The sequence below is a fragment of the Mesorhizobium sp. M0139 genome (assembly GCF_040322455.1).
GTDB lineage: Bacteria > Pseudomonadota > Alphaproteobacteria > Rhizobiales > Rhizobiaceae > Mesorhizobium.
On record NZ_JAMYTN010000005.1, the window covers coordinates 307,289 to 334,248 of the forward strand.

The window sequence follows — 26,960 nt, forward strand, 5'->3', positions numbered from 1 at the left end:
GTCCAGTAAGAAGTCCGTTGGCACGGCGCCATGCGATTGGTATTGCACGCGCGCCCGGCGGATAGCCGGCTAGAGGGGCATTTGGATCGATGATGCGGCTACGCGACTGTCACAACTTTTCCGATTTCCGGCGCATGGCCCAGCAGCGGTTGCCGGGCCCAATCTTCAACTACATCGATGGCGCGGCCGACGACGAGGTCACCTATCGCCGCAACACCGAGAGTTTCGAGCGCTGCGACCTCGTTCCCAACGTGCTGCGCGGGGTAAGCGAGATCGACATGTCGGTGACGGTGATGGGCCAGAAGCTGGCCATGCCCGTCTATTGCTCGCCGACCGCCTTGCAGCGGCTGTTCCATCATCAAGGCGAGCGCGCGGTGGCCAAGGCTTCGGCCAAATTCGGCACTATGTTTGGCGTGTCCTCGCTCGGCACCGTCAGTCTTGAGGAAGCGCGCAAGATCAGCAGCAGCCCGCAGGTCTACCAGTTCTATTTCCACCGGGATCGCGGCCTCAACCGGGCGATGATGCAGCGGGCGAAAGCGGTTGGAGTCGAAGTGATGATGCTGACCGTCGACAGCATCACCGGAGGCAACCGCGAGCGCGACAAGCGCACCGGCTTTGCCATCCCCTTCAAGCTCAACCTTGCCGGCATGCTGCAGTTCGCGCTGAAGCCGGGATGGGCGATCAACTATTTCACCCATGAGGGATTCAAGCTGCCGCAGCTCGACGAGCATGTCGACATGGGCGGCGGCACGATGTCGATCAGCCGCTACTTCACCGAGATGCTCGATCCGTCGATGACCTGGGACGATGTTGCCGAGATGGTCAGACTGTGGGGAGGTCCGTTCTGTCTCAAGGGCGTCATGTCGGTGGAGGATGCCAAGCGCGCCGTCGAGATCGGCTGCAGCGGCATTGTGCTGTCCAACCATGGCGGCCGGCAGCTGGACGGCTCGCGGGCGGCGTTCGACCAACTGGCCGAGATCGTCGATGCCGTCGGCGACAGAATAGACGTCATCATGGATGGCGGCGTGCAGCGCGGCACCCATGTGCTGAAGGCGCTGTCGCTCGGCGCCAAGGCTGTTGGCGTCGGCCGCTACTATCTGTTCCCCTTGGCGGCGGCCGGACAGCCGGGCGTCGAGCGGGCGCTGGAGCAGATGCGGATCGAGATCGAGCGCGGCATGAAGCTGATGGGCTGCAGTTCGATCGAACAATTGTCGCGCAACAACCTCCGTTTCAGGTAATCTCGACCCATGAAATCCTCGCTCGAAGACACGCTGCTCGCCGCGATCCGCACCATTCCGGACTACCCCAAGCCCGGTATCCTGTTTCGCGACATCACCACTTTGCTCGGCAATGCGCGCGCCTTCCGCCGCGCCATCGACGAGCTGGTGCATCCCTATGCCGGCCAGAAGATCGACAAGATCGCCGGCATCGAGGCGCGTGGCTTCATCCTCGGCGGTGCGGTCGCGCACCAGCTTTCGGCCGGCTTCGTGCCGATCCGCAAGAAGGGCAAGTTGCCTTACGAGACGGTACGCGTCGCCTACAGCCTGGAATACGGGCTGGACGAGATGGAGATGCACAAGGACGGCGTTGCGCCGGGCGAGAAGGTGATCCTGGTTGACGACCTGATCGCGACCGGCGGCACGGCGGAGGCGGCGGTCAAGCTGCTGAGGCAGATCGGCGCCGATATTCTTGCCGCGTGCTTCGTCATCGACCTGCCGGATCTCGGCGGACGGGCGAAGCTCGAAGCGCTGGGCGTGCCGGTGCGGACGTTGATCGGGTTTGAGGGGCATTAGGGAGTAGGGAGTAGGGAGTAGGGAGTAGGGAGTAGGGAGTAGGGAGTAGGGAGTAGGGAGTGAAGCTCCGCATTCCGTGCAAGGAGCAGCACCCACTGCTGCCTAATCCCTACTGCCTAAACCCTAGCCCTACCCAGCCTTCACCAGCACCGCGCTGTCGAACTCCAGCACCTTGTCGCCCGTAGAATCGAATCCTTCCGAGCGCAGCGCGAGCAGCCGCCAGCCGGGGCGGGTGGCGAGCGGGCGGTGGGACAGGGCCGTGCGCATGAAGGTGACGGTTTCTCCGGCATAGACCGGCTTTGGCCATTTCAGGTTCCTGAAGCCGGGGGAGGGGCCGAATTCTGGTACCGGGCCGGGTCCGGTCCATTGAGAAGCGTCCATAGGATTTTTGAGATTGAGCTTCATCCAGGTGGCCGCGGTGTGCCAGCCTGAGGCGCAGAGGCGGCCGAACACGCTTTTCTTCGCCGCCTCCTCGTCGACATGAAAGACCTGTGGATCGTACTTGCGGGCGAACGCCTTGATCGCCTCGGCTTCGAATGTGTGCGAACCGAGGTTGATGGTATCGCCGATGCGGAAGAACGCGTCGAGACTCATGCGCCGGCCTCGCGGGTCAAGAACATGACGGTGTTTTCGAGTTCGAAGACGCTTTCACCGCGCTGGTTGAACAGTTCGCTGCGCAAGGTGACGAGGCCGAGCTGAGGCCTGGATTTCGACAGGCGCCTGGCAAGCACGCTGGTGCTGCCGGCCAGCGTGTCGCCGGCCAGCACCGGCTTCTTCCATTTGACCTGGTCTATGCCGGGCGCGCCTTGCGCGGTCGAGTCGAGCAGGAAGGCGTCGCACAGCATGCGCATGAAGATCGCGCAGGTGTGCCAGCCGGAGGCGGCCAAGCCGCCAAGGATGCTGGCCTTGCCGGCGGCTTCGTCGAGATGCATCGGCTGCGGGTCGAATTCGGTGGCGAATTCGATGATTTCGGCCGCACTCACCTGCTTGGCGCCGAGGTCGATCGATTCGCCCTCGGTGAAATCCTCGTAGGCCCAGCTTTTTGCGGTCATGATCCCAATCCGGTTGTACGATCACCGGGCATCCGGATGCCGTCCGGGCGGCGTTTGGTCAAGCGAATTCTATTGGGCCTACAACCAGCCGCGGCGGCGGAAATACCAGAACGGCAGGATCGCCGACAGGATCATCAGGCCGATGGCGAAGGGATAGCCGAGCTCCCATTTCAGCTCCGGGATGACGTCGAAATTCATGCCGTAGATCGAAGCTACCAGTGTCGGCGGCAGGAAGATGACGGCGGCGACCGAGAAGATCTTGATTATGGCGTTCTGCTCGATCGAGATCATGCCGAGCGTCGCGTCGAGCAGGAACGAGATCTTCTGCGACAGGAAGGTGGCGTGGTCGGCGAGCGACAGCACGTCGCGCGATACTGTCTTGATGCGGGCGCGGACGTCCTTGCTCATCTTGATCTGGGTCGCGACATGGGCAAGGAAGCCGGTGAGGCGCTGCAGCGAGATAAGGCTGTCGCGGATCGAGGAGGCAATGTCCTCCTTGCGGCCGATGGCCTTGAGCAGTTCCTGGAAGTCGCGATTGCGCTTGTTCACCTTGGTCGACCGCGCTTCGAAGATATCGCGCGAGATCGTCTCGATGTCACGGCCAGCGCGTTCGAGAATATCGGCTAGGCGATCGACGATCGCCTCCAGCAGGCCGATCAGGATGGTGTTGCCGGTGGTGCAGCCTGTCGCCACCTTCTCGGCGCGCAGGGGAAAGGTCTTGAACGCCTTCGGCTCATGATAGCGGATGGTGACCAGTCTCGGGCCGGCAAGCACAAAGGTAACCGGTGACATCAAGGGATCATCGATCTCGGTCTGCGCCGGCAAGGTGGCGGTCATGAAGTAGGCGCCGTCCTCGATGTAGAGGCGGCTCGAAATCTCGATCTCCTCCATCTCCTCGCGCGTCGGGATGGCGACGCCGAGCCAGGTCTCGATCGCTGTTTCTTCTTCCTTGGTCGGGTTGAGAAGGTCGGCCCAGACGACGTGATCGCCATTGGCCACGAGATCGTCGGCGGGGCGCAGGCGGTCATTGTCGACGACGAAGGCCTTGATCATCGCCGCTCTCCATTGGTTGAGCCCAAGAGGTTCCGTTCGATAGCGATGGGTCTTGCACGCGCGGCAGTTCCCACGGCCACGGCCAGTCGGATGCAGAGGGCCTTAGACCCGGTGCCAAAGGCAGTCAAGCGAAGCGGCAGGCTGGCTCCTCCACTTGACGCAGCTGTGATCGGCCGCCGTCAGCGCGCGAGCCGCGAGATGCCTCGGCGTCTCAGGTGTTGAACTTGAACAGCAGCACGTCGCCGTCCTGGACGACATATTCCTTGCCTTCGTCGCGCGCCTTGCCGGCCTCCTTGGCCGCCACTTCGCCGCCCAGCGTGACGTAGTCGTTATAGGCGATGGTCTGGGCGCGGATGAAGCCGCGCTCGAAGTCGGTGTGGATGACGCCGGCGGCCTGCGGGGCCTTGTCGCCCTTGTGGATGGTCCAGGCGCGCGTCTCTTTCGGCCCGGCGGTGAAATAGGTGATGAGATGCAACAGATCATAGCCGGCGCGGATGACCTTGTTGAGGCCGGGTTCGTCGAGACCGAGCGACGACAGGAACTCCATCTCTTCTTCGTCCGAGAGCTGGGCGACTTCGGCCTCGATCGCGGCCGAGATTACGACGGTGCCGGCGCCCTGCGCTGTCGCCATCTTTTCCACGGCCTTGGTGTGCTCGTTGCCGGTGGCGGCGTCGGCTTCGGCGACGTTGCAGACATAGAGCACGGGGTGCGAGGTCAACAGGTTCAGCCCCTGCAGGATGCGCAAATCCTCGGCTGAAATGCCCTTGAGCAGGATGCGGGTCGGCTTGCCGGCCTGCAGCAGCTCGAGCGCTGCCTCCATCATCGGCAGCACGGTGGTTGCTTCCTTGTCCTTGCTGCCGGCGCGCTTGCGGAACTGCACGATGCGGCGCTCGAGGCTGTCGAGGTCGGCGAGCATCAACTCGGTCTCGACTGTATCGGCGTCGGCGACAGGGTCGATCTTGCCCTCGACATGGGTGATGTCGTCATCCTCGAAGCAGCGCAGCACGTGGACGATGGCGTCGACCTCGCGGATGTTGGCGAGGAACTGGTTGCCCAGCCCTTCGCCCTTGGAGGCGCCGCGCACCAGGCCGGCAATGTCGACGAAGGAGATGCGGGTCGGGATGATCTCTTTCGACTTGGCGATCGCGGCGATCTTCTGCAGCCGCGGGTCAGGCACTGCCACCTCGCCGGTGTTCGGTTCGATGGTGCAGAACGGATAGTTGGCGGCCTGCGCCGCCGCCGTCCTGGTCAACGCGTTGAAAAGCGTCGACTTGCCGACGTTGGGCAAGCCAACGATACCGCATTTGAAACCCATGTTCGTCCGGTCCTATCGGGAAACTAGAAATTTGATGAGGGCTATGGGCGATAGGGGTAAGGAACGTCAAGCCCTGCGGTCCCGATCCTATCGAAGCTCAGTCCTTCTTGCCGAACAGCTTCTTCAACATCGCCGCCATCGGGCCGCTTTCCGGCAGCTTGGTTGGCGCCTGCTGCGGTCGGGCCTGGCGGATGTGGCTCTGGGCTTTCGGGCTCTGCGTGTTCGGCGCCTTGGGCGGCGGGCGGTCGTCGTCGCTGGTCGGCACGAGCTTGTCGCGAAGCGCCAGCGTGATGCGGTTCATGAAGGAACTGTCTTCGCCCTTGGCCAGCAGTCCGGCATCGTCGGCGATGGTGTCGAGCAGCACGTCCAGCCACCCGCGGTCGGCCTTGGCGAAGTCGCCTAGGACATGGCCGTGCACCATTTCCGGGACACCGGGGTGGCCGACGCCGATGCGCACGCGGCGAAAGTTCTTACCGACATGCTGGTCGAGCGAGCGGATGCCGTTGTGTCCGCCGGCGCCACCGCCGACCTTGACCCGCAATTTGCCGGCCGGCAGGTCGATCTCGTCGTAAAAGACGGTCAGCGCCTCGGGGCCGAGCTTGTAGAAGCGCAGGGCTTCGCCGACCGGCTGTCCCGACAGGTTCATGAAGGTCTGCGGCTTGATCAGAAGAATCTTTTCGCCGGCAATCGTGCCTTCGGCGATCAGGCCCTGGAACTTCTTCGACCAGGGCGAAAACGAATGGCGGCGGGCAATTGCGTCCGCCGCCATGAAGCCGACATTGTGCCGGTTATCAGCGTATTTCGCGCCCGGATTGCCGAGGCCTGCAAAGACAAGCATCGTGAACTCCGGGCCCGAAAATTACTTCTCTTCGGCAGCAGGAGCCGCCGCTTCGGGGGCTGCCGCTTCCGCCGTCTCTTCCGTCTCCGGCTTCATCGCCGAGGAGCCGGCAATGGTCGCGATGGTGAAATCGCGATCGGAGATCACCGGCTTGACGCCGGCCGGCAAGGTAACCGCCGAGATGTGGATCGAATCGCCAATGTCGGCGCCGGTGAGATCGACGGTGATGAATTCCGGGATCGCATTGGCCGGGCAGTGGAACTCGACTTCGTGACGCACGATGTTGAGCACGCCGCCGCGTTTGATGCCGGGCGACTTGTCTTCATTGATGAAGTGGACGGGCACGTCGACGTTGACCTCGGTGTCCTTGCCGATGCGCAGGAAGTCGACATGGACCGGGAAATCCTTGACCGGGTCGAGCTGGAAATCCTTGGGCAGAACCTGGATTTTCTTGCCGTCGACATCGATCGTGGCGATCGTGGTCAAAAACCCGCCGCCATGGATTTTGTAGAAGACGTCCTTGTAGTTCAGCGCAATCGCCAGGGGAGGCTGTCTGTCGCCGTAGATAACTGCAGGCACTTTACCGTTGCGGCGAACTGCACGGGCGGACCCCTTACCGACCTGTTCGCGCGCTTCGGCCTTGAGCTCGTAAGTATCGTGGCTCATGGCATTTCCTTTCGCGTTTTATGGAGCGTTTGCGGTGGCAGTGTGCCTGGACCGTAAACGTCGAAAGCCGCCAGGCCTGGATGTCCGAATGCCAGAAACCGCATACGCGGAGCTTTGTTCGGGATCACAAGGGAAGGCAGCCTTCCGCCGCGTTGCCTCCAAGGGTGTCTACGCGGGTGGCGGCTCTATAGCGGAAGGCGGGCAGGCGTGCAAGCCATGGCGGGCAAGGGCGGCCGATGCCTGCGTTGGGCGCGCCGCATTGCGCTCAGGCCGGCAGGTCGGTGGGCGGATTTGATCCGTTTCCCTTGGCGCCACCGAGCGTGGACAGAGCGCTCAGCAGTTTCGTCCGGTCCTTGCCGATCATGAGCACGCCGCTGTCGGGCGCCAGCAGCGCCGAGAACGGAAGCATGGCAGCGCCGATCGAGGAGGCCTCAGGGCCGAATTGCCCCGACACGATCTCCGGCGCCACGATGCCGATTGCGCTGGCCTGGTTGAACTGGGTCTGCACCCTTGCCAGCAGTTCGAGATGGATCGGCCTGGGCAGGATCGAGTCGAGAACGATGGCCTCGATGTCGATGATGGAGGTGATGGCGATGATCGCCTCGACCAGCGCGCTCGCACAATCGTCGATCCATTCGAACAGCGGCACGCGCGCTTCGGCTGGCAACGGATCGAGTTCCCGCACACGATTGATCACCACGCCGCGCGACCTCAGGTGATTGACCAGCACATAGATCGAGGCGCGATGCAGCAGGCTCTGGTAGCGCGCAGGCTTCGCCGCCACCGAATCGAGGCTTGAGGGCGAGACCGGCAAGGGTCCGAGGGCAGCGCTGTTGCCATGCGGCCCGGTATGGACCCTGCCGCCTTGCACCAGGCCGCCGCCGACAAAAGTGTCGATCGAGATGTGCATGAAATCGCGAAAGCGGGCGCCGGCGCCCTGGACAAGTTCGGCCAGCGCCGCCGACGTGGCGTCGTTTTCCACGAACACCGGCGTCTTCGCCGGAGTGGCAAAGCATGTCGTCAGGTCGATCGCCTCCCAGCGGCTGCCGAGATCGTCGGGAAAGCCGAGTTCCTCGCTCCAGCCGCCGAGGAAATAGGGTGAGGCAATGCCGACGCCGACGATGCTGGCATCGCCAAGCCCATCCACCAGCTTTTCGAAGGTGGCCAGCGCCATGTTGCCGGCCTTCAGCACCAAATCAGGATCGGGGAAGCGGTATTCGTGCGACTCTCTTGCGCGGATTTCACCGGCGAAGTCGACCAGAACGGCTTCAAGCGCACGCCGGCCGATCTTGATGCCGACGCTGTAGATGCGCTCCGGCGTCAGCCGGTACAGCGTGGAGGGCGAACCGCGCTGCCCGAACCTTTTTCCCACTTGCTTTACGAATCCGGAAGATTCCAGGCCGTCGACGATGGCAGCGACGGCCGCCGGCGTCAGGCTTGCCGCGCGCGCCAGATCGGACTTGGAGGCTTCCTTGAGGCGACGGATGGCGTCGAGCACGAAACGCTCATTATAGTGCCGAACTTTGACAGAATTGCTGCCTTTTCCTGACAAAACCCGCACACTCCCCAAATGTCCCGTTCCCGGCGCGAAGCCCGCAAACCACCTGCGGCCGAGCGCACCCTGCGGTGCCTATGTAGGCGGCGACAGTGCGCGTCGGAACCATGGAAGTCAATTTTGCCGTTGCGCCTTTGCGCTATTTAATAGCAAATTGAAAAAATAACTAGTCAAGGAGGAGACGTGCTGCACTCGGGCACACAAAGCGAAGCCGACGCTGCGGTGGTGCGGGCTGTTCCTGTTGCCCTGGTTCAGGCGACGAAGGCTTTCGGCGGCACGATTGCGCTCAAGGACGCCTCCTTCGAATTGCGCTCCGGCGAGGTGCTGGCGCTGCTTGGCGAAAACGGCGCCGGCAAGAGCACCTGCGTGAAGCTTCTGGCCGGTGTGCATTCTCCCACCAGCGGTCATGTCGAGGTTGACGGCAAATCAGCCGTCTTCCATTCGCCGCATGACGCGCAGGCGGCCGGCATTGCGGTCATGCACCAGCATCCTGGCCTGTTTCCCGATCTGTCGGTGGCGGAGAACATCTATCTCGGCCACATGCCGCGCGACCGCTTTGGCGGCATCGACAATGCCGCCATGCTGGCCGGCGCCCGCAAGGTGCTGGCTACCGTCGGGCTCGACGTGCCGGCGGCAACGCGGCTGGGAACACTGCGTACCTCTGAACAACAACTGGTCGAGATCGCCCGCGCGCTGTCGCTGGATGCCCGCGTGCTGATCATGGACGAGCCCACGGCGGCGCTGTCACAGCGCGAGGTCGAGCGGCTGTTTTCCGTCGTTGCCGATCTCAGGCTGCATGGCGTGGCGATGATGTTCGTCGGCCACCGCATGGATGAAATCTTCCGCATCGCCGACCGCATCGCCGTGCTGCGTGACGGGCGCCTGATCGGCGTCAAGCCGAAGGCCGAGCTTGGCCGCGCTGCCGCCATCAGCATGATGGTCGGGCGTGAAGTCACCGACCTCTATCCCGAACGGCGCCATGCCTCAGGCGCGCTGGTGCTGGAGGGGAAGGGACTTTCGCGCGCCGGCGGCTTTACCGGCATCGACCTCAAGCTTCACGCAGGTGAGGTGCTCGGCCTTGGCGGTCTGGTCGGCAGCGGACGCACCGAGATTGCGCGCGTGCTGTTCGGTATCGACCGGCCCGACGCCGGCGAAATCCTGATCGACGGCAAGCCCGTGCAGTTCGCCTCGGCGCGCGACGCCATGGATGCGCGCATCGCCTATGTGTCGGAAGATCGCATGGGCCAGAGCCTGGTGATGGATTTCTCCATCCTCGACAATGCGGTGCTACCTGTTCTCGACAAGGCCGCACAACGCGGTCTCTACGGCACCGACCGCGCCATCGGTCTGGTGGCGGACTGGCTGAAGCGCATGAAGCTGCGCTTTTCCGGCTATGGGCAGCCGGTGAAAGAGTTATCCGGCGGCAACCAGCAGAAGGTGGTGCTGGCCAAATGGCTGCGCACCGAGCCGCGCGTGCTCATCCTCGACGAGCCGACGCAAGGCATCGATGTCGGTACCAAGGCGGAAGTGCATGCAATGATCGCTGACCTTGCCGCGCAAGGCATGGCGATCCTGCTGATCTCGTCAGAGATGCCCGAACTGATCGGCATGTGCGACCGCATTATCGTGCTGCGCGAAGGCCGCCAGACTGCCGAGTTTTCGCGCGGGCAAGCCACGCAGGAAAAAGTACTGGAAGCGGCGACCAGGACCGATGAACGTGCCGGCCAGGCAGCGCAGATAGAACGCGCCGCCGAGGAGGAAAAGGCAAAAGGACCGTTCGATTTTCTGAAGCGGCGGGAATTCGGCCTGCTTGCGGCAATGCTCGCCGTCGCCATTCCGGTCACCATCATCAACCCGCGCATGGTGAGCGCGGCGAACCTCACCGCTGTGTCGATGGACGCGGCCTTGCTGATTGTCGCCGCACTGGCGCAGATGCTGGTGCTGATCACCCGCAACATCGACCTGTCGATCGCAGCTGTGATCGGCCTCTCCGCCTATATGGCGGCCAGCATGGTTCAGGCCTATCCCGGATTGGACATCGGCATCGGCCTGATCACCGCCTGCGCGGTCGGCGGCTTTGCCGGACTGCTCAACGGCCTTGTCGTTACCAGGGGAAAGATCCCGGCCATCGTCGTTACGCTGGCTTCGATGTCGATCTTCCGCGGTTTCAACTCGATCTGGGCGGCGGGCGACCAGGTCAGCGCCGACGAAGTCACGCAAGCCTGGCTCGACATGACCGGGCTGAAGATCGCAGGCGTGCCGCTGATCGTCGTCATCGCTATTGTCATCCTGTGCGCCGGCTATGTGCTGCTCTATCGCACCGCAACCGGGCGCGAGCTGTTTGCCACCGGTTCCAACCCGGACGGCGCAAGGCTGATCGGCATTCCGGTCGACCGGCGCATCCTGCTGGCCTTCGGCATGGCCGGCCTGCTAGGCGGCCTGTGCGGCGCCCTGTGGGCTTCGCGCTACGCCACCATCGATGCCCGCGTCGCGCTCGGCTTCGAACTCACGGTGATCGCCTCCGCCGTGGTCGGCGGCGTCGCCATCCGCGGCGGCTCGGGCACGCTGCTCGGCATCATCCTTGGCGCGCTCACGCTCTTGGTCATCAAGAACGGGCTGACGCTGGTGCGTGTCGACCCGCTCTGGCTGCAGGGCGTCTATGGCCTGGTGATCCTGGTTGCCATCGGCATCGACACCTTCATCGCGCGGCGTGCCGAACAGGCAAGACAGGCGAGGGCGAGATGAGAAAGTTTATCCGCTCGATCGACTTCTGGGATCTGCTGCTGGCGACCGCCTGCCTCGTCGTCTTTATCTATGCGGCGGTCTTCGTGCCGAATTTCGTCTCCGGCTTCAACCTCTCGCAATTGGCCGCAAGCGCCTCGGAAAAGGCGTTGCTGATCCTGCCGATGACGCTGCTCATCATCACCCGCGAGATCGACCTGTCGATCGCCTCGGTGCTGGCGCTGACATCCGTGGTGTTTGGCCTGCTCGTCCAGGGCGGCGTGCCGACGCTGGCCGCCATTCCGCTGACGCTCGTCTTCGGCGGCCTGCTCGGCGCCTTCAACGGCTATCTGGTGTCGGGCCTCGGGTTGCAGTCGCTGGTGGTGACGCTCGGCACCATGGCGCTGTATCGGGGCATTGGCTACATCCTGCTCGGCACCGGTTCGGTCAACATATTGCCGCCGGCGGTTGTCGATTTCGGCATCAGCAATCTGCCGGGCACACAAATCCCGTGGACCATCGTGCCGTTCCTGCTGCTGGCGCCGATCTTCGCGGTGGTGCTGCAGAAGACGCCGACCGGCAAGCGCATCTATGCGCTCGGCGGCAGCCCCGAAGTGGCGCGTTATTCCGGCATCGATACGCGCAAAATGGTGCTGAAGCTGTTCGTCGTTTCGGGCATGGTCGCAGCCATCGCCGGCATCGTCTATACCGCGCGCCTTTCCAATGCCCGCGCCAACAATGCGCTCGGCATGGAGCTCGATGTCATCACCATCGTGCTGCTCGGCGGCGTCAGCGTCTTCGGTGGTAAGGGGCGGCTCACGGGGGTCATGCTGGCGCTGCTGTTGATCGCCATCATCCGAAATGTGCTGGCGCTCAACCAGATCGGCGGCGACGCTCAAGGCATGATCATCGGCCTGCTTCTGATCGGCTCGCTGCTGGTCGGCAATTACTGGCGCTCCCTGGAGGAGCGGCTGTCAAGATCGCGCGTCCTGCGCGAAACCAAGGGGTGATCTCGGGCCCCTTTCTTCAAGCCCGAATTCTGACGGAGGAGACACAATGAAAGCGTTTAGAATAGCCCTGCTCGCATCCGCGGTTCTGCTTGCGCCGGCCTCGCTGGCCTACAGCCAGGAATGCGCCAAGGAACCGGTGATCGTCGGCTTCCTGCCCAAGCTCGACACCGATCCCTACTTCAAGGTGGCTTTCGGCGGCGCCGAGGAGGCTGCGAAGGAAATTGGCGGCACCGCCACCCAGGTCGCCCCGTCGCAGGCGACGGCCGAGGCACAGATCGAATTCATCAACAGCCTTGTGTCGCAGAAGGTCGGGGTCATCGCTATCGCCGGCAACGACGCCAATGCGGTTGCGCCTGCGCTGAAGCGCGCCGTTCAGCAAGGCGTCCGGGTGATATCGTACGATTCCGACGTCGCGGCCGATGCGCGCGCGGTGTTCGTGAACCAGGTGAAGGGCGACAGTCTGGCCGAAATGATGCTGGAAAGCGCATTCAACCTCAGCGGCGGCGAAGGCGAGTTCGCCATCCTGTCGTCGACGCCGACGGCGACCAACCAGAACGCCTGGATCGACTTCATGAAGGCGAAGATGGCGGCAGAGCCGAAATACGCCAAGATGAAACTGGTGCAGGTCGCCTATGGCGAGGAGAGCGAGCAGGTCAACCAGCAGCAGGCCTTGGCGCTGGTGCAGGCGTTTCCGGATCTCAAGGTGATCATCGTGCCGGCAGGCATTGGCCTTCCGGCGGCCGCGCGCGCACTCGAGGAAGCCGGCATGATCGGCAAGGTCAAGCTGACCGGCCTTGCGCCGGCCACTTTGATTTCGAAGTACATCAAGGATGGCGCTGCCCAGGATATCTGGTGGAATGTCACCGATCTCGGCTACCTGACCTATCAGGCGGCCCAGGCGCTAGCGCAGTGCAAGATCACCGGCAAGGAAGGTGAGAAGTTCACGGCGGGCAGGCTCGGCGAATACACGATCGGCGCCAGCGGTGAACTGATCCTCGGCCCGGCCAAGATCGTGACGCCGGAAAACCTGGCCGAGTTCAAGTTCTAGAGCGTTTCACCGTTTCACGGAAACGGCGAACCGCTCTATCCCTTTGTTTTACGCAATTCCGGACGGAAAACCGGTCACACTTTTCCTGGAATTGTTCTAAGCCTCCCAAGGCTTTGCGGGCGCCGGTTCGAGCCGGCGCTCGCCTTTCAATCCTCAGTCGAACAGTGCGAGGGCGACGATGAAACTCTTGCTGGCAGGCGAGACCTTCGCGGCGACGACCTCGGTCGCCGCCGGCGGCGATGTGCTGACGAGTGCGACGTGGGTAAACGGCGCGACGGCCTTCAATGCCGCACTTGCCGCAGAGGGGATAGCGGTGACGCAGATCGGTGGCGATCGCTGCGCGGCCGAATTTCCGTATGACCTCGACGCGCTGGCCGAATACCAGGCGGTGGTGATCTCCGATGTCGGCGCGCTGACCTTGCGTGTCACGCCGGAGGCCCGCGCCGGGCGCATTGGCGTCAACCGCCTCGAGGTCCTCAAGGCCTATGTCGAAGGCGGCGGCGGGCTGATGCTGGCCGGAGGCTATATGGGATTCCAGGGTATGTTCGGCACGGCGCGTTTCCACGACACCCCGGTCGAGGACATGCTGCCCGTGCGCTGCCTGCCATTCTCGGACGGGCTGGAAGTGCCGCAAGGCCTGCAGCCGTCGATCCTTCAGGCGTCGCATCCGATCCTTGCCGGTGTCGCGGGTCCGTTGCCGCCGATCCTCGGCATGAACAAACTCGATTTCAGGCGCGACGGCTCGTCCCAGCTTCTGGCGACCTGCCAGTATCGCGGCACGGACTGGCCGCTGCTTGCTGCTCGCAGCGTTGGCCACGGCCGCACTGTCGCCTGGGCGACGGATATCGGCCCGCACTGGCTGTCGCAGGACTTTCTCGGCTGGCCGCTCTACGGCAAGCTGATGGGCAACGTCGTGCGCTGGCTGGCCGGCAAGGATTAAGCCTGGCGTGTTTGTAGGGCAGCTAGTCCGGCTTGCTGCTCAACGCTTCGCGCAGCGCCTGGATCCGCCGATTCAAGGCATCGAGATCAGCCATCGTCATGCCCGAGCGTTCGATCAGGGTTTCGTTGAGGCAGTTGCACTGGACGAGCAGCGCGCGGCCGGCAGGCGTCAGGTCGACCTGCACTTGGCGCTCGTCCGTCTGGCTGCGCTGGCGGGTGACGAGACCGGCCTGTTCCATGCGCTTCACCAGCGGCGTGATGGTGCTCGATTCCAAAGCGAGCCTGTGCGCAATCGAGCCGACCGACATCCCGCCGGCTTCGGCAAGTGCGTTCAGCACGAGATATTGCGGATAGGTGATGCCCATCTCGTCCAGCATGGGCTTGTAGGTGCGATTGATTGCCATGCTGGTGGCGTAAAGCGTGAAGCAGAGCTGGTTGTCCAACGGGAGAGGCACGAGGCATTCCTTTGCCGACTGAGCACATCAATATGTACCACGAAAAATGATATCGCGATACATATTTTCTGTAGACAAGGATTTGGACCTGCGCTAGTCGTATGGTTATCGCGATATTGATTATCGCGGAAGCAATCAATGGAGAGCGAGATGACCAAGCCCGGCAGCAGCACGATCACCACCAAGGACGGCACCGAAATTTTCTACAAGGATTGGGGAACGGGACAACCCATCGTCTTCCATCACGGCTGGCCGCTGAGCAGCGACGACTGGGACGCCCAGATGCTGTTCTTCCTGTCCAAGGGCTATCGCGTCATTGCCCATGACCGGCGCGGCCATGGCCGCTCCACCCAGACCGATACCGGCAACGAGATGGACACCTACGCCGCTGATGTCGCGGAGCTTGCGGCGCATCTCGACCTCAAGGACGCGATCCATGTCGGCCATTCCACCGGTGGCGGCGAAGTGGCCCGCTATGTCGCGAAGTACGGTTCCGGTGGCCGTGTCGCCAAGGCCGCACTGCTCGGCGCGGTGCCGCCGATCATGCTGAAGACGGCGGCCAATCCGGGTGGCCTGCCGATCGAGGTGTTCGATGGTTTCCGCTCCGCCCAGGCAGCCAACCGCGCCCAGTTTTTCCACGATATTGCGGCCGGCCCGTTCTACGGCTTCAACCGCCCCGGCGCCCAGGTGTCGCAGGCTGTCGTCGAGAATTGGTGGCGCCAGGGCATGATGGGCGGCACCAAGGCGCATTACGATTGCATCAAGGCGTTCTCGGAAACCGACTTCACCGACGATCTGAAGGCCATCGACGTGCCGGTGCTGGTGATGCATGGCGACGACGACCAGATCGTTCCGATCGCCGACTCCGCGCTGCTGGCTGTCAAGCTGCTCAAAAAGGGCGAGCTCAAGGTCTACAAGGGCTTCCCGCACGGCATGGCGACGACCCATGCCGATGTCATCAATGTCGACCTGCTGGCGTTCTTCAAGGCCTAGAATCGTTCAGTTGAATAGACATCGTCCAGTTGGATAGGCAAGGCACCCGCCGCCGGGCGGGTGCATTTGCTTTCGTCGAAATGTCAGCGGGACAGTGCCTATTTATCGAGAAAACCAGTGATCAGTTTGACGGTGTCGTCGGGGTTTTCCTCCATGATCCAGTGTCCGGAAGCGGGCACGATGCCGCCCGTGACATCGGTCGCAACAAGCCGCAGGAGATCGGCCTGCGTAGTGCCAGCGGATTTTTCACCGCCGACAGCCAGTACCGGCATGGTCAGTTTGCCGCCGGCGGCGAGCATCGCCTGGTTGTCGATCGCGTCCTGGTCAAACGCCTTGAACTGCTCGAAAGCGTCATGCATCGCATGCGGGCGGGCATAGAGTCTGGCGTAGTGCTTGCGCGTGGCCTCGTCGATCTTCTTGGGGTCTGCCGACAGTTCGTTGTAGAAGCGATCGAGATAGATGCGCTCGCGCCCTGCGACCAGCCGCTCCATATCCGGGCCGCGGAAGTTGAAGTGCCAAAGCAGCGGGCTTTGCTTGATCTTTTCCCAATCGCCGATGCCGGGCAGCGGCGCATCGATGATGACCCATTTGGTGATGCGCTTGGGATATTGCGCGGCAAGCGCATAGCCGACCATGTTGCCGATGTCGTGGGTGACGAGATCTGCCTTGTCGATCTTCAGGGCATCCAACACGCCGGCGATGTCGACGGCCTGGTTCTTCTTGGCGTAGCCCGCTTCCGGGTGGGCCGACAGACCCATGCCGCGCAGGTCCGGCACGATGACGGTGTGGTCCTTTGCGAGGGCGATGGCCGCGGCGCCCCACATGTCTCCGGTATCGGCAAAGCCGTGCAGCATCACGACGGCGGGACCCTTGCCGCCAACGCGCACATAGAGTTTGGTGCCGTTGGTTTCGACGGACTGCGTCTTGAAACCCGGCGGAAAAGGAACGATGCGTGCCGTCGCCGGCAAGGTAACAAGAAGCACACCCAATACGGCCAATACGGTCTTGCGCATGTCATCCCCCAGAGACGTCGAAGGCCCCAAGCCTTCGTTGATGACTATCTCTAGCAGGCTTTTCAACCAGCGCATGGTGAAAGAATCACAGAGGGCGCAGCAATGCCGCGCCCTGCGCCAAATCCGCAAAATCGACCGGTTTTATCTGGCCGCCGCTTGCGCCTTCCTGGCTTCCTTCATGTTGGGCAGGAACACCGTCAGCAGGCCGAGCAGCGGCAGATACGAGCAGATCTGGAAGACGAAATCGATGCCCTTCAAGTCGGCGACGACGCCGAGCACGGCGGCTGCAATGCCGCCCATGCCGAAGGCGAAGCCGAAGAAGATCCCGGCGATGGTGCCGACACGTCCCGGCACCAACTCCTGCGCAAACACGACGATGTTGGAGAAGGCCGAGGACAGGATCAGGCCGATCAGCACCGTCAGCACCATCGTCCATTCGAAATTGGCGTAGGGCAGCGCCAGCGTGAACGGCAGCACGCCGACGATCGAGAACCAGATCATCGCCTTCTGGCCGTAGCGGTCGCCGAACGGTCCGCCGAGCAGGATGCCCAGCGCCGAGGCGCCGAGGAACAGGAACAGCATGACCTGGCTCATCTGCACCGACACGCCGAACTTATGGATGGAATAGAAGGTGTAGTAGCTGGAGAGCGAGGCGATGTAGGCATTCTTGGTCAGCACCAGCAGCGTCAGGACGATGAGCGCACCCATCACTTTCTTGCGCGGGAAGGGCGAGACGAAGCTTGCCGCCTTGCGATTGCCCTGCGCGGCGCGCATCCGGCTGTACCAGCCGCCGACCCGCGACAAAACGATGATGCCGATCAGAGAACCGACGGCGAACCATGAAATGCTGGTCTGGCCGAAGGGCACGACGATGAAGGCAGCGAGCAACGGCCCCATCGACTGGCCGAAATTGCCGCCGACCTGGAACAAAGATTGCGCCAGGCCAAAGCGGCCGCCGGAGGCAAAGCGGGCAATGCGCGAGGATTCCGGATGGAAGATCGCCGAGCCGATGCCGATCAGCGAGGCGCCGACCAGAAGCAGCGCATAGTGGCCGGCATAGGCGAGCACGATCAGGCCAATCAGCGAGGACGCCATTCCGTAGGGCAGCGAATAGGGCATTGGCCGCTTGTCGGTGATCATGCCGATGACCGGCTGCAGCAGCGACGCCGTGACCTGGAAGGTGAAGGTCAAAAGACCGATCTGCCAGAAATCGAGACCGTAGTTCTCTTTCAGCAGCGGATAGATCGCCGGCAGCAGCGATTGCATGATGTCGTTAATGCCGTGGCAAAAGCTCACCGCCAGAATGACGGTGAAGGCGGTCGCCTGGGCTGAAGGGAGGCTGGCGCTTGGCTGCGGTGCAATGCTGGTGGCTGTCGTATCGGTCAAGGCAGGCTCCGAGGTCTTTTTGGCGGGTGTTTGCCCGCGGGCAGGCTTGGCGGCCGCTCCCGCGGACCGCCTTAAGGACGCTCGTCTGAAGCGCTTGGGCGACGCCCCTGCGGAGCGCCCTGGGGATGGCTGCCTTATAAGCCGCTTGCGAGGCGACTTCTTTCGTGGTTTGGTCCAATAGTTTCGCAAGTGGGCCATAGCCGATGCCACATGGCAGGGACATCTTCCGCGCCGGCAATGCCGATCTCGGCCGATTGCACGAAAGCCGCTGGCAGTGGCTGGAGGAGGTTTCCGGGCCGGCGGTGGCTTTGCCGACCGAATATCCGGACGGTTACCTCGTGCCGCAACACCGCCACAGCCGCAGCCAGCTGCTGCATGCGCTGGTCGGTGTCGTGCTGGTGACGACCAGGTACGGGCGCTGGATGGTGCCGCCCGACCATGCAATGTGGATACCGGCCGGCACCGAGCATTCCGTCGAAATGCTGGGCGATGTCTCGATGCGCTCGGTCTATGTGATGCCGGGCGCGATCCCCGGCCTGCCGGAAGGTTTGCGCGTCGTCGGCGTCACCGAACTGATGCACAGCCTGATCGTCGAATCGGAAAAGCTGCCGCAAGGCGGCGAACTGGAAGGCCGCGGCGGGTTGATCATGAACCTCTTGCTGCACGAGATCCCGACCTTGCCGGAACGGCCGCTCGGCCTGCCGTTCCCGTCTGATCCCAGGCTGGCGGCGCTCTGCCGACGCTTCGTCGCGGCACCGTCGCCGCATGCCACGATCGACGAGTGGGCCGATGCCGCGGGGATGAGCCGGCGCTCCTTCACCCGTGCCTTCCACCGCCAGACCGGACTGTCCTTGTCGACATGGCGCCAGCAGGCCTGCCTGTTCGCGGCACTTCCCAGGCTCGCCGACGGCGAGCCAATCACCAGGGTGGCGCTCGACCTCGGTTATGACAGCGTGCCGGCATTCATAACCATGTTCAAGCGCATGCTCGGCGCCTCGCCGCGCGGCTATATGCGCGGCGCCCGCGACGAAGGCATGCGGCGGGCTCAGCCTCGGCTTGAGGCCCCGGCGCCGTAGCGCCAGGAAAAGCCCGCAGTACTTTGCCGTAGGCCCTAGTCCAGCTGAACGCCGCTGGCCTTGACGATCGGTTCCCATTTGGCGAGTTCGGCCTTCACATGCACTCCAAGCTCTTCCGGGGTGGAGGCCACGATCGAGGCGCTGAACTGGGCCATGCGGGCGATCACATCAGGGTCTTTCAGGGCTTCAACTGCCGCCTTCTGAAGAACGGCGACGACCTCCGGCGGCGTGCCTGCGGGCGCGAACAGAGCGTTCCAGCTGTAGGTTTCATAGCCGGGAATGGTTTCGGCAATGGCCGGTATGTCGGGGAAGGAGGGAACGCGCTCCTTGGTGGTGACGCCAAGCGCTCTCAGCGTCCCGCTCTTGATATGGCCCGATGAAGAGGGGAGGTTGTCGAACATCATCGGCACCTGATTGCCGATAACGTCGTTCAAGGCCGGTCCGGCGCCCTTGTAGGGAATGTGCTGCATACTGACGCCGGCCATCGTCTTGAAAAGCTCGCCGGAGAGATGCAGCGGGGTGCCATTGCCTGATGAGGCGTAGGCATATTTGTCCGGGTCCTTCTTCAGCATCTCGATCAGTTCCTTGACGTCCTTGGCGGGGAATTCAGGGTTTACGACCAGGACGTTTGGCACCAGCACGAGCAACGATATCGGCGCAAAATCCTTCTCCGCGTCGTAGGGCTTTGTCTTCAGGATCAGCGGGTTGAGCGCGTGGGTTGCGACCGTGCCCATCAGGATCGTGTAGCCGTCCGGTTCGGCTCGGGCGACCTGGGCAGCGCCGATGCTGCCCCCGGCGCCGCCGACATTTTCGACGACAATCTGCTGGCCCAGCTTTTCGGACATCTTGTTGGCGACTAGGCGCGCGACCAGATCCGTCGAGCCACCGGCGGAAAAGGGGACAACCATGGTGATGGTCCGGTCCGGAAAATCGGCGGCCCAGGCCGCCGGTGCTGAAAGGGTGGCTGCGATGGAAACCGCGAGCCCGAGCAAAGTCCTACGCCGCATCTGCTACTCCTCCGTTGATTGGAGGGGCAGTATGGCCATGGTGAACTCCTCGCACAATGCAACCATGGACTGACTGCCCGCCTCAGGAGATCGGGCTTGACACCGATGCTTCGGTTGGCGTGCGCGAGAACGCCTCACCCCTCAGTTCAATCAGCCTTGGTCCAGCTGAAAACAAGCCATTTGTATCGTGACGTCTCTTCAGGCTCGGCCGTGTAGGTCATCTGCATGTCGCCGCCCTCGGCGTAGATGTCGAGCCTGGGCGCCGTGTCCAGTTCGAGCCAGAGGGAATCGTTCTTGAACGACCATGTCCCGCACCAGACGCAAGGCCCCGATGCCGGGTCACCCGGTTGGGTGAAAATTGTAGCGGCCGTCCGCCGTGATCTCCAGATAGTCGAAGGCGCCATAAAAGGCGGTCACAGTCTGCTGAAATTCGGTCGCAGCCGCATCCTGGTCGGGCTTCGCCGGCTCTTTCAGATCACGCGGTGGCCGGATTGCGGACCCTGCGATGCTCCATTTGCCGATGAAATCCTTTTCGGTGGGAAGATATTCCGTTTGCGCCTGCGCGGTCGAAACCGGAGCGATTGTCGGCGCATAGGCCGCGCTGGCGATGCCGATTGCGAGAAGCATTCCTGCGATGCCTGCAGCCTTGATTCGATTGCGCATCAGCTGCGCTCCTTTCACGACGGTTTGGGGCAGATTCCAAAAACGAGATTACCCCCGAGCCAGGCCCGTGGGCACGCTTTTGGGCAACATGGATTAATCGAACAGGCTCGACACGGACTCTTCGGTCGCTGTGCGCGAAATCGCCTCGCCAATCAGGTCGGCGATGGAGATGACGCGGATATTCGGGGCGTCGAGCACGCCTTGCGTCGGCTGGATGGAATCGGTGATCACCAGTTCCTGCAGCTTCGAGCCGCTGATCCGGGCGACCGCACCGCCCGACAGCACGCCGTGGGTGATATAGGCAGTGACGCTGGTAGCGCCGTTGGCGAGCAGCGCATCGGCGGCATTGCACAGCGTGCCGCCGGAATCGACGATGTCGTCGATCAGCAGGCAATCCTTGCCGGCGACCGCGCCGATGATGTTCATCACTTCGGATTCACCGGGACGTTCGCGGCGCTTGTCGACGATGGCCAGTTGTGCGTCGAAGCGTTTGGCGAGCGCGCGGGCGCGCACCACGCCGCCAATATCGGGCGAGACGACGACGACATTGGCAAGCTGTTTGTATTTTGCCTTCACGTCGCGGGCCATCACCGGCACCGAGAACAGATTGTCGGTCGGAATGTCGAAAAAACCCTGGATTTGGCCGGCATGGAGGTCGAGCGTCAAAACGCGGTCGACGCCAGCGCGGGTGATCATGTTGGCGACCAGCTTGGCCGAGATCGGTGTGCGGCCCGAGGCCCGGCGATCCTGCCTGGCGTAACCGAAATAGGGGATGACCGCGGTGATGCGCTTGGCCGAGGAGCGCATGAAGGCATCGATCATGATGAGCAGTTCCATCAGATGATCGTTGGTCGGGAACGAGGTCGACTGCAGGATGAAGACATCCTCGCCGCGCACGTTTTCCTGGATTTCGACGAAGATTTCCTGATCGGCGAAGCGTCTGACGCTGGCCTTGCCCAGCGGGACATTGAGATAGCGGGCGACCGCTTCGGCCAGCACCCGGTTGGAATTGCCCGCGAAAAGCTTCATGCACCGTTCCTGGCGAAGGATGGGGAGGTCCTCTTAATCGGGCTTGTAGCGAGCCGTGCCGGTATTGCAAGCCTCGTTGACGGGAATCCGCCGGCTAATCTCAAAAACGTCAACAGTGAACGGAAGCCGGTAACAGGCGGATCAGCCGGCGCTGCCGCCGAGCCAGGCCGCGAACTGGTCGATCGTCTGGTCGGCGATCGCCTGCATGGTAGCGGGTGCAACCGCGGGCCAGCCTTCGGCGGCATTGACCGAGGGCGCCTTCTGCTGGCCATTGATGCGGTGTAGCCGGTTGCCAGCGGGGTCATAGACGTCCCAGACATAGATAACGGTGGTATCCTTGCCTTCCGTCATGGTCGAGAAGTAGCCCTTCAGCACATGGGTGGCGGCCTGGTCGGCGCTGCCGGCAAGGGTGATGCCGCGCTGCTTGGCGCGTGTCTGCAGTTCGGCCGTCAGCGGCGTTGCCGCTTCCACGGAGGCGCCGACGATCGGCGCGATCTGCAGCCGAGTCTTCGACAAAGCGGCGGCGCTCTGCGCGGGGTTGGCGGGTGTCGTGGCGCCGACGGCCGGCTCTGGTGTGGCGGCGGGCGCGATGCCCGGGGCAGCCAAGGGCTGAGCCGGTTGGGCCGAGGCTGCCGGCGGCGTGATGGCGGACGGCTCAAGGACGTCCTTGGCATTGGTGCAAGCGGCCAGCACAAGCGCTGCGAGCAATGACACGGTCGTCACATGCGATCGTCTCATCTGCCCGAAAACTCCTTAGTCGCGAACGCCCCCGCGTGGACCAACCATTATGGATTCACTGTACGATCAAGTCGAGATCATGGCGTGAAAGCGGCTTCGGCTGGGATTCGGTGGTCAGGTAGGTGCGGCCAAGCGTCATCGCCGTCTCGGTTTCGGAGTCCATGATGATCATGTGCGCGAACAATGTCATGTTGGGCGCGATCGGCTCGGGATTGCCCTGGTAGAACATCGGCATATCCATCCAGGACGGGGTGAAGCGGGCGCCGACGGAATAGCCGCAGGCGTTCAACCGATGCTTGGTCAGGCTGTGCGCCTCCAGCGTGCGGGCATGCGCGTCGAAGACGTCGCCGAAGGTGTTGCCGGGCGTCATCGCCTTCTCGACCGCCAGAAGAGCCGCGCGGGCGGCGTCGAACAGCTCCTGATGGCGCTTCGACGCCTTGCCGGTCAGCACGGTGCGCATCATCGGCGCGTGATAGTGATGGAACACGCCGGCCCATTCGAGCGTCAGCTGATCGTTCTTGGTCAGCTTGCGGCGCCCGGCCTTGTAGCGGCAGAGCAGCGCGTCAATGCCCGAGCCGATGATGAATTCATTGGCCGGATAGTCGCCGCCGCCGGCAAACACCGCGCCCTGCATGGCGGCAAGGATCAGCGCTTCGTCGCCGCCCTGCTTGATCAGCGGCAGGGCCGCGTCGAGCGCGTCGTCGGAAAGGTTGGCGGCCTTTTCGGCCTTGGCGATTTCAGCCGGGCTCTTGAACAGGCGCAGACGGCCGACAATACCGGAGGCGTCGGCGATCTGGCCGAAGGTCTGCAGCTGCTCGTCGACGCGGCGGCCATTGAAGGCGGTCAGGCCATGGGTGTCGTATTCGACGCCGATGCGGGCGCCGAGGAGATTGAGGTCGTTGAGCAGGTTGCGCAGGTCGACCGCCGGGTTGGCGCCGTCGCGGTCGGTCCACAGCACGATGTTGTCGATGATCGATGTGTGGCGCGCCTGGCGCAAATCGGCCGAGCGGGTGAGCAGCACCATCGAGCCGTCAGCCTTCACAACCAGGCACTGGAAGAAACAGAAGCCGAACGTGTCGTAGCCGGTTAGCCAGTACATGCTCTCCTGGGCGAAAAGCAGTACAGCATCGAGCTTCTTTTCCGTCATCTCGATCATCAACCGGTCACGCCGGGCGTCAAATTCCGACCGTTCGAAATGCAGCGCCATTATCCGTTCTCCAAAACAATTGCCGAAACCTGCCGACCGTAGTCCGGTTCCTTGCGATGCGTCGCGCGCCGGTAGGAAAAGAAGAGATCCTCCTCGGCATAGGTGCAGCTGCCAAGCCCCTGCGCGGTCACGCCAGCCTTCTTCAGCCGGTCGACCGTATAGAGGTTGAGATCGAACATTGCATGCGCCGGATTGGCCGAAGGCGCGAAATAGCCGATGTTTTCGGCATCGGCTTCGACGAAACGGGCGACAAATTCCGGCCCGACCTCGTAATTGTCGGGGCCGATCGAAGGACCGAGAACCGCAATGATGCGCTCACGGCGGGCGCCGAGGCTTTCCATCGCGGCAATGGTGTTTTCAAGCACACCGGTGAAAGCGCCCTTCCAGCCGGCGTGTGCAGCGCCAATGATGCGCGCTTGCGCATCGGCGAACAGCACGGGGCCGCAATCGGCCGTCGAGGCGCCGATGGCGATGCCCGGCCGGTCGGTGACGATGGCGTCGGCCTTGGGCCGCGGGCCGGGAAAGGGTTCCCTGGCAATAACGACATCGGGCGAGTGGACCTGATGCGCGGTCAGGAGATGGCTGGCCGGCACACCCATCCAGGCAGCGACGCGGCGGCGGTTCTCGGCGACCAGCATCTGATCGTCATCCGAGCCGGTGCCGATGTTAAGTCCCTGATAGATGCCGCCGGAGACGCCGCCGATACGGGTGAAATAGCCATGGCGGATACCTCGCGGCTTGGCCGCTTCCAGCAGCGGCGAGCGAACAGGATCCGGTTTGGTCTGATTCATCATGGATGGGTTTGTTGTCCGCGCCGGCGTTTTCGTCAAGGCGAAGTTCGGCCGAGTGATTGCGACAGTGCTGCCGCGTCGACTTTGCATTGGCCAAAAGCAGGCATGCGACCACAAGCGACATGGCGAGACGGCTTGTAACGATCTCTGAGGGTCAGACTGGCTGATGCGGCAGGATTTTCAGGATTTTGAACAGCGTGCCCATGCCGTCGGGGCCGGCCAGGCGCTCGACGGCATCGGCAATGGTTTGTCGTGCCTCTTGGCTTGCCTGGCTGCCCAACTGGCCAGCTCGCTCAAGCAATCCCGTGCCAAGCAGAAAGTCGCCCTGCGTCGCCAATTCCACATCGAGGCCATGCGCCCGCACGACGGCGGCCAGTGCAGCGAAGTCGACATGGGCGGTGAGATCGGCTTCGCCGGGATTGGCCAGCACATCTTCGGGGGCGTGCCTGCGCACGGCCTGCAATGTGTCGCCGAAACCGGGCTGGAGATGGCCGTAATCGGGGAACAGCCCGGCGCCGCCGTGGTCGGCTATGCGTTCGGCAATGGTCGCCATCAGTGCCGCGCGGGCCGGTGCTATTTCGAAAATAGAGCCTTGTGGCGCCTCGGCGGCGTCTTCCGGCAGCAGCGTCGCCTCGACCGAGCCGGCGCCGGCGAAGAAGCTCAACTCGTCTGAGACATCGAGGCCGATCACCCGTTCGCGCCAGCCGGCGCCGGCGCGGATGAACTGGCGGATCGGCACAGCGTCGAACAATTCGTTGCCGACAATCAGCAACGGCGCCTGCGGTAGTGTGGCGATGGTTTCGTGCCAGCCGAGCTCAACCGAAGTTTCGGCAAGCGTCTGCTTCTGGATTTCAGTCAGCCGCGGACTGGTCTCGACCAGAGCGAAGGATGCTCCGGCGGCGATAGCCGGATCGAGCCGCGTCAGGGTGCGAAGCATGTCCTTCATCAGCGTGCCGCGGCCAGGCCCGATCTCCGCGATGGTGACCGGCAGGGGTCGGCCGATCGCCAGCCAGGCCTGATAGAGCCAGACGGCGACGAGTTCGCCGAACATTTGGCTGATCTCGGGTGCGGTGACGAAGTCGCCGGCGGCGCCGAACGGCTCGCGCGTGGTGTAGTAGCCGTCGCTGGGATCGAACAGGCAGAGCGCCATGTACTCGTTGACGGGGAGGGGGCCGAGCGCGCCGATCAGGTCGACGATGCGGGTCTTCAGCCGTGTCATGCCGGCTGTGGTTGCGGCGCCGGTTTGGCTGTGGCCATCGCCCAGATGCCGGCCAGCACCATCGGCAGCGACAGCACCATGCCCATGGTGAGCCAGCCGCCGAGGAGGTAGCCGAGCTGCTGGTCGGGCTCGCGGAAGAACTCGACGAAGATGCGTGACAGGCCGTAGCCGCAAATGAAGGCGCCGCCGACAAAGCGCGGCGTCTTCAGCTTCAGCCGCGAATGGGTGAGGAAGCGCAGGACCAGGAACAGCACCGCGCCCTCGAGCAGCGCTTCGTAGAGCTGGCTCGGATGGCGAGGCTCCAGGCCCGCGACACAACCCGCCACGGTCTGCTGGAGACGCTCGTTGCAGAAGACGACGCCCCACGACACGTCGGTCACGCGACCCCAGAGTTCGGCATTGACGAAGTTCGCGATGCGGACGAGGCCGAGCCCGACCGGCACGCCGGCTGCCACCACGTCGAACAGCGTCCAGGTGCGGATGCCGCGCTTGAGGGAAAACAGCGTCATGGCGAGGATGACGCCAAGCAGGCCGCCATGGAACGACATGCCGCCCTGCCAGACGGCGAAGATGTCGAGCGGGTGGTCGATATAGCGCTTTAAATCGTAGAAAAGCACATAGCCGGTGCGTCCGCCGAGCACGACGCCGACGGCGGCCCAGACGATGAAATCGTCGAGGTCGATCGGCTTCATCGGCAAGACGCCATCAGGCCACAGCCTTGTGTTGGTGACGAGCCGCTTGGCGTACCACCAGGCGAACAGGATGCCGACGATATAGCCGATGCCGTACCAGTGCACAGCCAGCGGGCCGATCTGAACCAGGATCGGGTCGATGTTGGGGAAGGACAGCGACGCCATCGGCAGCGGGAAATAGTCGTTCAACAGGATCTCCTGGGAGGGCTCGCGTTAGGGCGCGGACCATGCGGCAGGGTTTTGGCGGGGTCAAGGCAAGGTGACGACAGCCTGATCGTCAGAGATAATGGGCTCAACCCTGCGGCTTGCCGGCGACCAATTGCCTGAGCGCATCGTTGATCCTGTCTTGCCAGCCGGGGCCATCTTCCTGGAAATGGTCGAGCACGGCGCGATCGATCCTGATCGAGACAAGCTCGCGAACGTTTGGTGCGGCGGAGGGTTCGCGAATGGGAGGCGCGGGTTTCTTGACCGGCTTGAAGGCCGCTTCAGCGGCTTCCATCGGATTGGTCGGTCGGCGCGGGGGCGTTGCCATTGGTTGATCCTGAATGAGAGTGACTCTTGCCTGGAGCAAGTCGTGAGGAAAACTAGGCCGCTGGTCTGTGAAGACCAGTAACTTCACTTGGTTCTCTCTGCCATTGCCCTGTATTTGGCTTCAAGCCTGTCCAGCACCTCGTCGCCAGGCTAGACCCGGCCCGCACTGG

General features: G+C 63.2%; 27 protein-coding genes. 8 read left to right on the forward strand and 19 right to left on the reverse strand.

Annotation, left to right across the window (positions count from 1 at the left end; all coding sequences use genetic code 11):
* Window positions 1-92: 92 nt before the first annotated feature.
* Both NKJ58_RS10890 and NKJ58_RS10895 read left to right on the forward strand, forming a co-directional pair.
* Window positions 93-1,238, forward strand: a complete 1,146-nt coding sequence (locus NKJ58_RS10890) for an alpha-hydroxy acid oxidase (protein WP_023670030.1) — start codon at window positions 93-95, stop codon at window positions 1,236-1,238.
* A gap of 9 nt (window positions 1,239-1,247) precedes the next feature.
* On the forward strand, window positions 1,248-1,793 hold the full coding sequence (locus tag NKJ58_RS10895; protein ID WP_013529989.1) for an adenine phosphoribosyltransferase: 546 nt from the start codon (window positions 1,248-1,250) through the stop codon (window positions 1,791-1,793).
* 129 nt (window positions 1,794-1,922) lie between these two features.
* Here the strand turns inward: NKJ58_RS10895 and NKJ58_RS10900 are convergent, their stop codons facing one another.
* The 7 genes from NKJ58_RS10900 to NKJ58_RS10930 form a co-directional block, all read right to left on the reverse strand.
* Window positions 1,923-2,387: a MaoC family dehydratase gene (locus NKJ58_RS10900; protein ID WP_023695809.1), complete on the reverse strand. Its 465-nt coding sequence runs from the start codon at window positions 2,385-2,387 to the stop codon at window positions 1,923-1,925.
* Window positions 2,384-2,845, reverse strand: coding sequence for a MaoC family dehydratase (locus tag NKJ58_RS10905; protein ID WP_352518293.1), 462 nt, complete (start codon window positions 2,843-2,845; stop codon window positions 2,384-2,386). Before NKJ58_RS10905 ends, NKJ58_RS10900 begins: the two co-directional genes overlap by 4 nt.
* Before the next feature lie 78 nt (window positions 2,846-2,923).
* A complete protein-coding gene (gene corA, locus NKJ58_RS10910; protein WP_023695808.1) occupies window positions 2,924-3,898 on the reverse strand; it encodes a magnesium/cobalt transporter CorA in 975 nt (324 codons plus the stop codon).
* A gap of 211 nt (window positions 3,899-4,109) precedes the next feature.
* Window positions 4,110-5,213 carry a redox-regulated ATPase YchF gene (ychF, locus tag NKJ58_RS10915; RefSeq protein WP_023695807.1) on the reverse strand — a complete coding sequence of 368 codons (1,104 nt, stop codon included), beginning with the start codon at window positions 5,211-5,213 and terminating at the stop codon, window positions 4,110-4,112.
* Window positions 5,214-5,310: 97 nt separating this feature from the next.
* Window positions 5,311-6,051 carry an aminoacyl-tRNA hydrolase gene (pth, locus tag NKJ58_RS10920; protein ID WP_352497573.1) on the reverse strand — a complete coding sequence of 247 codons (741 nt, stop codon included), beginning with the start codon at window positions 6,049-6,051 and terminating at the stop codon, window positions 5,311-5,313.
* Between the two features lie 21 nt (window positions 6,052-6,072).
* Complete coding sequence (locus NKJ58_RS10925; RefSeq protein ID WP_023686131.1) at window positions 6,073-6,717, reverse strand: 50S ribosomal protein L25/general stress protein Ctc; 645 nt, start codon at window positions 6,715-6,717, stop codon at window positions 6,073-6,075.
* 265 nt (window positions 6,718-6,982) lie between these two features.
* The gene (locus NKJ58_RS10930) at window positions 6,983-8,215 is read right to left on the reverse strand and encodes an ROK family transcriptional regulator (protein WP_023701572.1); all 1,233 of its coding nucleotides are present in this window, start codon (window positions 8,213-8,215) and stop codon (window positions 6,983-6,985) included.
* A 240-nt stretch (window positions 8,216-8,455) separates the two neighbouring features.
* On the opposite strand from NKJ58_RS10930, the gene NKJ58_RS10935 reads away from it, so the two are divergent.
* The 4 genes from NKJ58_RS10935 (at window position 8,456) to NKJ58_RS10950 (ending at window position 13,991) form a co-directional block, all read left to right on the forward strand.
* Window positions 8,456-11,017 carry an ATP-binding cassette domain-containing protein gene (locus tag NKJ58_RS10935; RefSeq protein WP_352518291.1) on the forward strand — a complete coding sequence of 854 codons (2,562 nt, stop codon included), beginning with the start codon at window positions 8,456-8,458 and terminating at the stop codon, window positions 11,015-11,017.
* Window positions 11,014-12,003, forward strand: coding sequence for an ABC transporter permease (locus NKJ58_RS10940; RefSeq protein ID WP_352518289.1), 990 nt, complete (start codon window positions 11,014-11,016; stop codon window positions 12,001-12,003). The genes NKJ58_RS10935 and NKJ58_RS10940 overlap by 4 nt, the downstream gene beginning before the upstream one ends.
* A 46-nt stretch (window positions 12,004-12,049) precedes the next feature.
* A complete protein-coding gene (locus tag NKJ58_RS10945) occupies window positions 12,050-13,051 on the forward strand; it encodes a rhamnose ABC transporter substrate-binding protein (RefSeq protein ID WP_031192988.1) in 1,002 nt (333 codons plus the stop codon).
* A gap of 178 nt (window positions 13,052-13,229) precedes the next feature.
* The gene (locus NKJ58_RS10950) at window positions 13,230-13,991 is read left to right on the forward strand and encodes a glutamine amidotransferase (protein WP_352853098.1); all 762 of its coding nucleotides are present in this window, start codon (window positions 13,230-13,232) and stop codon (window positions 13,989-13,991) included.
* Window positions 13,992-14,013: 22 nt separating this feature from the next.
* Here NKJ58_RS10950 and NKJ58_RS10955 read toward each other — a convergent pair whose 3' ends face one another.
* Window positions 14,014-14,445 (reverse strand): MarR family winged helix-turn-helix transcriptional regulator, encoded by a 432-nt coding sequence (locus NKJ58_RS10955; protein ID WP_023670043.1) that lies wholly within the window; start codon window positions 14,443-14,445, stop codon window positions 14,014-14,016.
* A gap of 150 nt (window positions 14,446-14,595) precedes the next feature.
* On the opposite strand from NKJ58_RS10955, the gene NKJ58_RS10960 reads away from it, so the two are divergent.
* The gene (locus NKJ58_RS10960) at window positions 14,596-15,438 is read left to right on the forward strand and encodes an alpha/beta fold hydrolase (RefSeq protein WP_155924133.1); all 843 of its coding nucleotides are present in this window, start codon (window positions 14,596-14,598) and stop codon (window positions 15,436-15,438) included.
* Window positions 15,439-15,536: 98 nt separating this feature from the next.
* On the opposite strand, the gene NKJ58_RS10965 is transcribed toward NKJ58_RS10960, so the two are convergent.
* Both NKJ58_RS10965 and NKJ58_RS10970 read right to left on the reverse strand, forming a co-directional pair.
* Complete coding sequence (locus NKJ58_RS10965; protein WP_023683711.1) at window positions 15,537-16,451, reverse strand: alpha/beta fold hydrolase; 915 nt, start codon at window positions 16,449-16,451, stop codon at window positions 15,537-15,539.
* 141 nt (window positions 16,452-16,592) lie between these two features.
* A complete protein-coding gene (locus tag NKJ58_RS10970; RefSeq protein ID WP_023683712.1) occupies window positions 16,593-17,837 on the reverse strand; it encodes an MFS transporter in 1,245 nt (414 codons plus the stop codon).
* Between the two features lie 203 nt (window positions 17,838-18,040).
* Here NKJ58_RS10970 and NKJ58_RS10975 point away from each other — a divergent pair, with 203 nt between their 5' ends.
* Complete coding sequence (locus NKJ58_RS10975) at window positions 18,041-18,913, forward strand: AraC family transcriptional regulator (RefSeq protein WP_023751247.1); 873 nt, start codon at window positions 18,041-18,043, stop codon at window positions 18,911-18,913.
* A 35-nt stretch (window positions 18,914-18,948) separates the two neighbouring features.
* Here NKJ58_RS10975 and NKJ58_RS10980 read toward each other — a convergent pair whose 3' ends face one another.
* From NKJ58_RS10980 to NKJ58_RS11020, 9 genes are all read right to left on the reverse strand, one after another.
* Entirely contained in the window at window positions 18,949-19,920 is a 972-nt protein-coding gene (locus NKJ58_RS10980; RefSeq protein ID WP_023683714.1) for a Bug family tripartite tricarboxylate transporter substrate binding protein, read from the reverse strand.
* Window positions 19,921-20,259: 339 nt separating this feature from the next.
* Window positions 20,260-20,583, reverse strand: coding sequence for a hypothetical protein (locus NKJ58_RS10985; RefSeq protein ID WP_348524866.1), 324 nt, complete (start codon window positions 20,581-20,583; stop codon window positions 20,260-20,262).
* Between the two features lie 93 nt (window positions 20,584-20,676).
* Window positions 20,677-21,612 carry a ribose-phosphate pyrophosphokinase gene (locus NKJ58_RS10990; RefSeq protein ID WP_023670050.1) on the reverse strand — a complete coding sequence of 312 codons (936 nt, stop codon included), beginning with the start codon at window positions 21,610-21,612 and terminating at the stop codon, window positions 20,677-20,679.
* A gap of 141 nt (window positions 21,613-21,753) precedes the next feature.
* Window positions 21,754-22,350 (reverse strand): hypothetical protein, encoded by a 597-nt coding sequence (locus NKJ58_RS10995; protein ID WP_023683715.1) that lies wholly within the window; start codon window positions 22,348-22,350, stop codon window positions 21,754-21,756.
* Window positions 22,351-22,405: 55 nt separating this feature from the next.
* A complete protein-coding gene (locus NKJ58_RS11000) occupies window positions 22,406-23,557 on the reverse strand; it encodes a M24 family metallopeptidase (RefSeq protein WP_023683716.1) in 1,152 nt (383 codons plus the stop codon).
* A complete protein-coding gene (pgeF, locus tag NKJ58_RS11005) occupies window positions 23,557-24,351 on the reverse strand; it encodes a peptidoglycan editing factor PgeF (protein WP_352853099.1) in 795 nt (264 codons plus the stop codon). Before pgeF ends, NKJ58_RS11000 begins: the two co-directional genes overlap by 1 nt.
* Window positions 24,352-24,502: 151 nt before the next feature.
* The gene (locus NKJ58_RS11010) at window positions 24,503-25,567 is read right to left on the reverse strand and encodes a class I SAM-dependent methyltransferase (protein WP_023683719.1); all 1,065 of its coding nucleotides are present in this window, start codon (window positions 25,565-25,567) and stop codon (window positions 24,503-24,505) included.
* Entirely contained in the window at window positions 25,564-26,448 is an 885-nt protein-coding gene (gene lgt / locus NKJ58_RS11015) for a prolipoprotein diacylglyceryl transferase (RefSeq protein ID WP_023672032.1), read from the reverse strand. Before lgt ends, NKJ58_RS11010 begins: the two co-directional genes overlap by 4 nt.
* 103 nt (window positions 26,449-26,551) lie before the next feature.
* Complete coding sequence (locus tag NKJ58_RS11020; protein ID WP_023683720.1) at window positions 26,552-26,791, reverse strand: BrnA antitoxin family protein; 240 nt, start codon at window positions 26,789-26,791, stop codon at window positions 26,552-26,554.
* Window positions 26,792-26,960: the final 169 nt, after the last annotated feature.

What these genes read in the sequence shown, in the direction of transcription:
- NKJ58_RS10890 (WP_023670030.1), top strand. Translation starts at nt 93, where the DNA reads ATGCGGCTACGCGACTGTCACAACTTTTCCGATTTCCGGCGCATGGCC.
- NKJ58_RS10895 (WP_013529989.1), top strand. Translation starts at nt 1,248, where the DNA reads ATGAAATCCTCGCTCGAAGACACGCTGCTCGCCGCGATCCGCACCATT.
- NKJ58_RS10900 (WP_023695809.1), bottom strand. Translation starts at nt 2,387, where the DNA reads ATGAGTCTCGACGCGTTCTTCCGCATCGGCGATACCATCAACCTCGGT.
- NKJ58_RS10905 (WP_352518293.1), bottom strand. Translation starts at nt 2,845, where the DNA reads ATGACCGCAAAAAGCTGGGCCTACGAGGATTTCACCGAGGGCGAATCG.
- corA (WP_023695808.1), bottom strand. Translation starts at nt 3,898, where the DNA reads ATGATCAAGGCCTTCGTCGTCGACAATGACCGCCTGCGCCCCGCCGAC.
- ychF (WP_023695807.1), bottom strand. Translation starts at nt 5,213, where the DNA reads ATGGGTTTCAAATGCGGTATCGTTGGCTTGCCCAACGTCGGCAAGTCG.
- pth (WP_352497573.1), bottom strand. Translation starts at nt 6,051, where the DNA reads ATGCTTGTCTTTGCAGGCCTCGGCAATCCGGGCGCGAAATACGCTGAT.
- NKJ58_RS10925 (WP_023686131.1), bottom strand. Translation starts at nt 6,717, where the DNA reads ATGAGCCACGATACTTACGAGCTCAAGGCCGAAGCGCGCGAACAGGTC.
- NKJ58_RS10940 (WP_352518289.1), top strand. Translation starts at nt 11,014, where the DNA reads ATGAGAAAGTTTATCCGCTCGATCGACTTCTGGGATCTGCTGCTGGCG.
- NKJ58_RS10945 (WP_031192988.1), top strand. Translation starts at nt 12,050, where the DNA reads ATGAAAGCGTTTAGAATAGCCCTGCTCGCATCCGCGGTTCTGCTTGCG.
- NKJ58_RS10950 (WP_352853098.1), top strand. Translation starts at nt 13,230, where the DNA reads ATGAAACTCTTGCTGGCAGGCGAGACCTTCGCGGCGACGACCTCGGTC.
- NKJ58_RS10960 (WP_155924133.1), top strand. Translation starts at nt 14,596, where the DNA reads ATGACCAAGCCCGGCAGCAGCACGATCACCACCAAGGACGGCACCGAA.
- NKJ58_RS10965 (WP_023683711.1), bottom strand. Translation starts at nt 16,451, where the DNA reads ATGCGCAAGACCGTATTGGCCGTATTGGGTGTGCTTCTTGTTACCTTG.
- NKJ58_RS10975 (WP_023751247.1), top strand. Translation starts at nt 18,041, where the DNA reads ATGCCACATGGCAGGGACATCTTCCGCGCCGGCAATGCCGATCTCGGC.
- NKJ58_RS10980 (WP_023683714.1), bottom strand. Translation starts at nt 19,920, where the DNA reads ATGCGGCGTAGGACTTTGCTCGGGCTCGCGGTTTCCATCGCAGCCACC.
- NKJ58_RS10985 (WP_348524866.1), bottom strand. Translation starts at nt 20,583, where the DNA reads ATGCGCAATCGAATCAAGGCTGCAGGCATCGCAGGAATGCTTCTCGCA.
- NKJ58_RS10990 (WP_023670050.1), bottom strand. Translation starts at nt 21,612, where the DNA reads ATGAAGCTTTTCGCGGGCAATTCCAACCGGGTGCTGGCCGAAGCGGTC.
- NKJ58_RS10995 (WP_023683715.1), bottom strand. Translation starts at nt 22,350, where the DNA reads ATGAGACGATCGCATGTGACGACCGTGTCATTGCTCGCAGCGCTTGTG.
- NKJ58_RS11000 (WP_023683716.1), bottom strand. Translation starts at nt 23,557, where the DNA reads ATGGCGCTGCATTTCGAACGGTCGGAATTTGACGCCCGGCGTGACCGG.
- pgeF (WP_352853099.1), bottom strand. Translation starts at nt 24,351, where the DNA reads ATGATGAATCAGACCAAACCGGATCCTGTTCGCTCGCCGCTGCTGGAA.
- NKJ58_RS11010 (WP_023683719.1), bottom strand. Translation starts at nt 25,567, where the DNA reads ATGACACGGCTGAAGACCCGCATCGTCGACCTGATCGGCGCGCTCGGC.
- NKJ58_RS11020 (WP_023683720.1), bottom strand. Translation starts at nt 26,791, where the DNA reads ATGGCAACGCCCCCGCGCCGACCGACCAATCCGATGGAAGCCGCTGAA.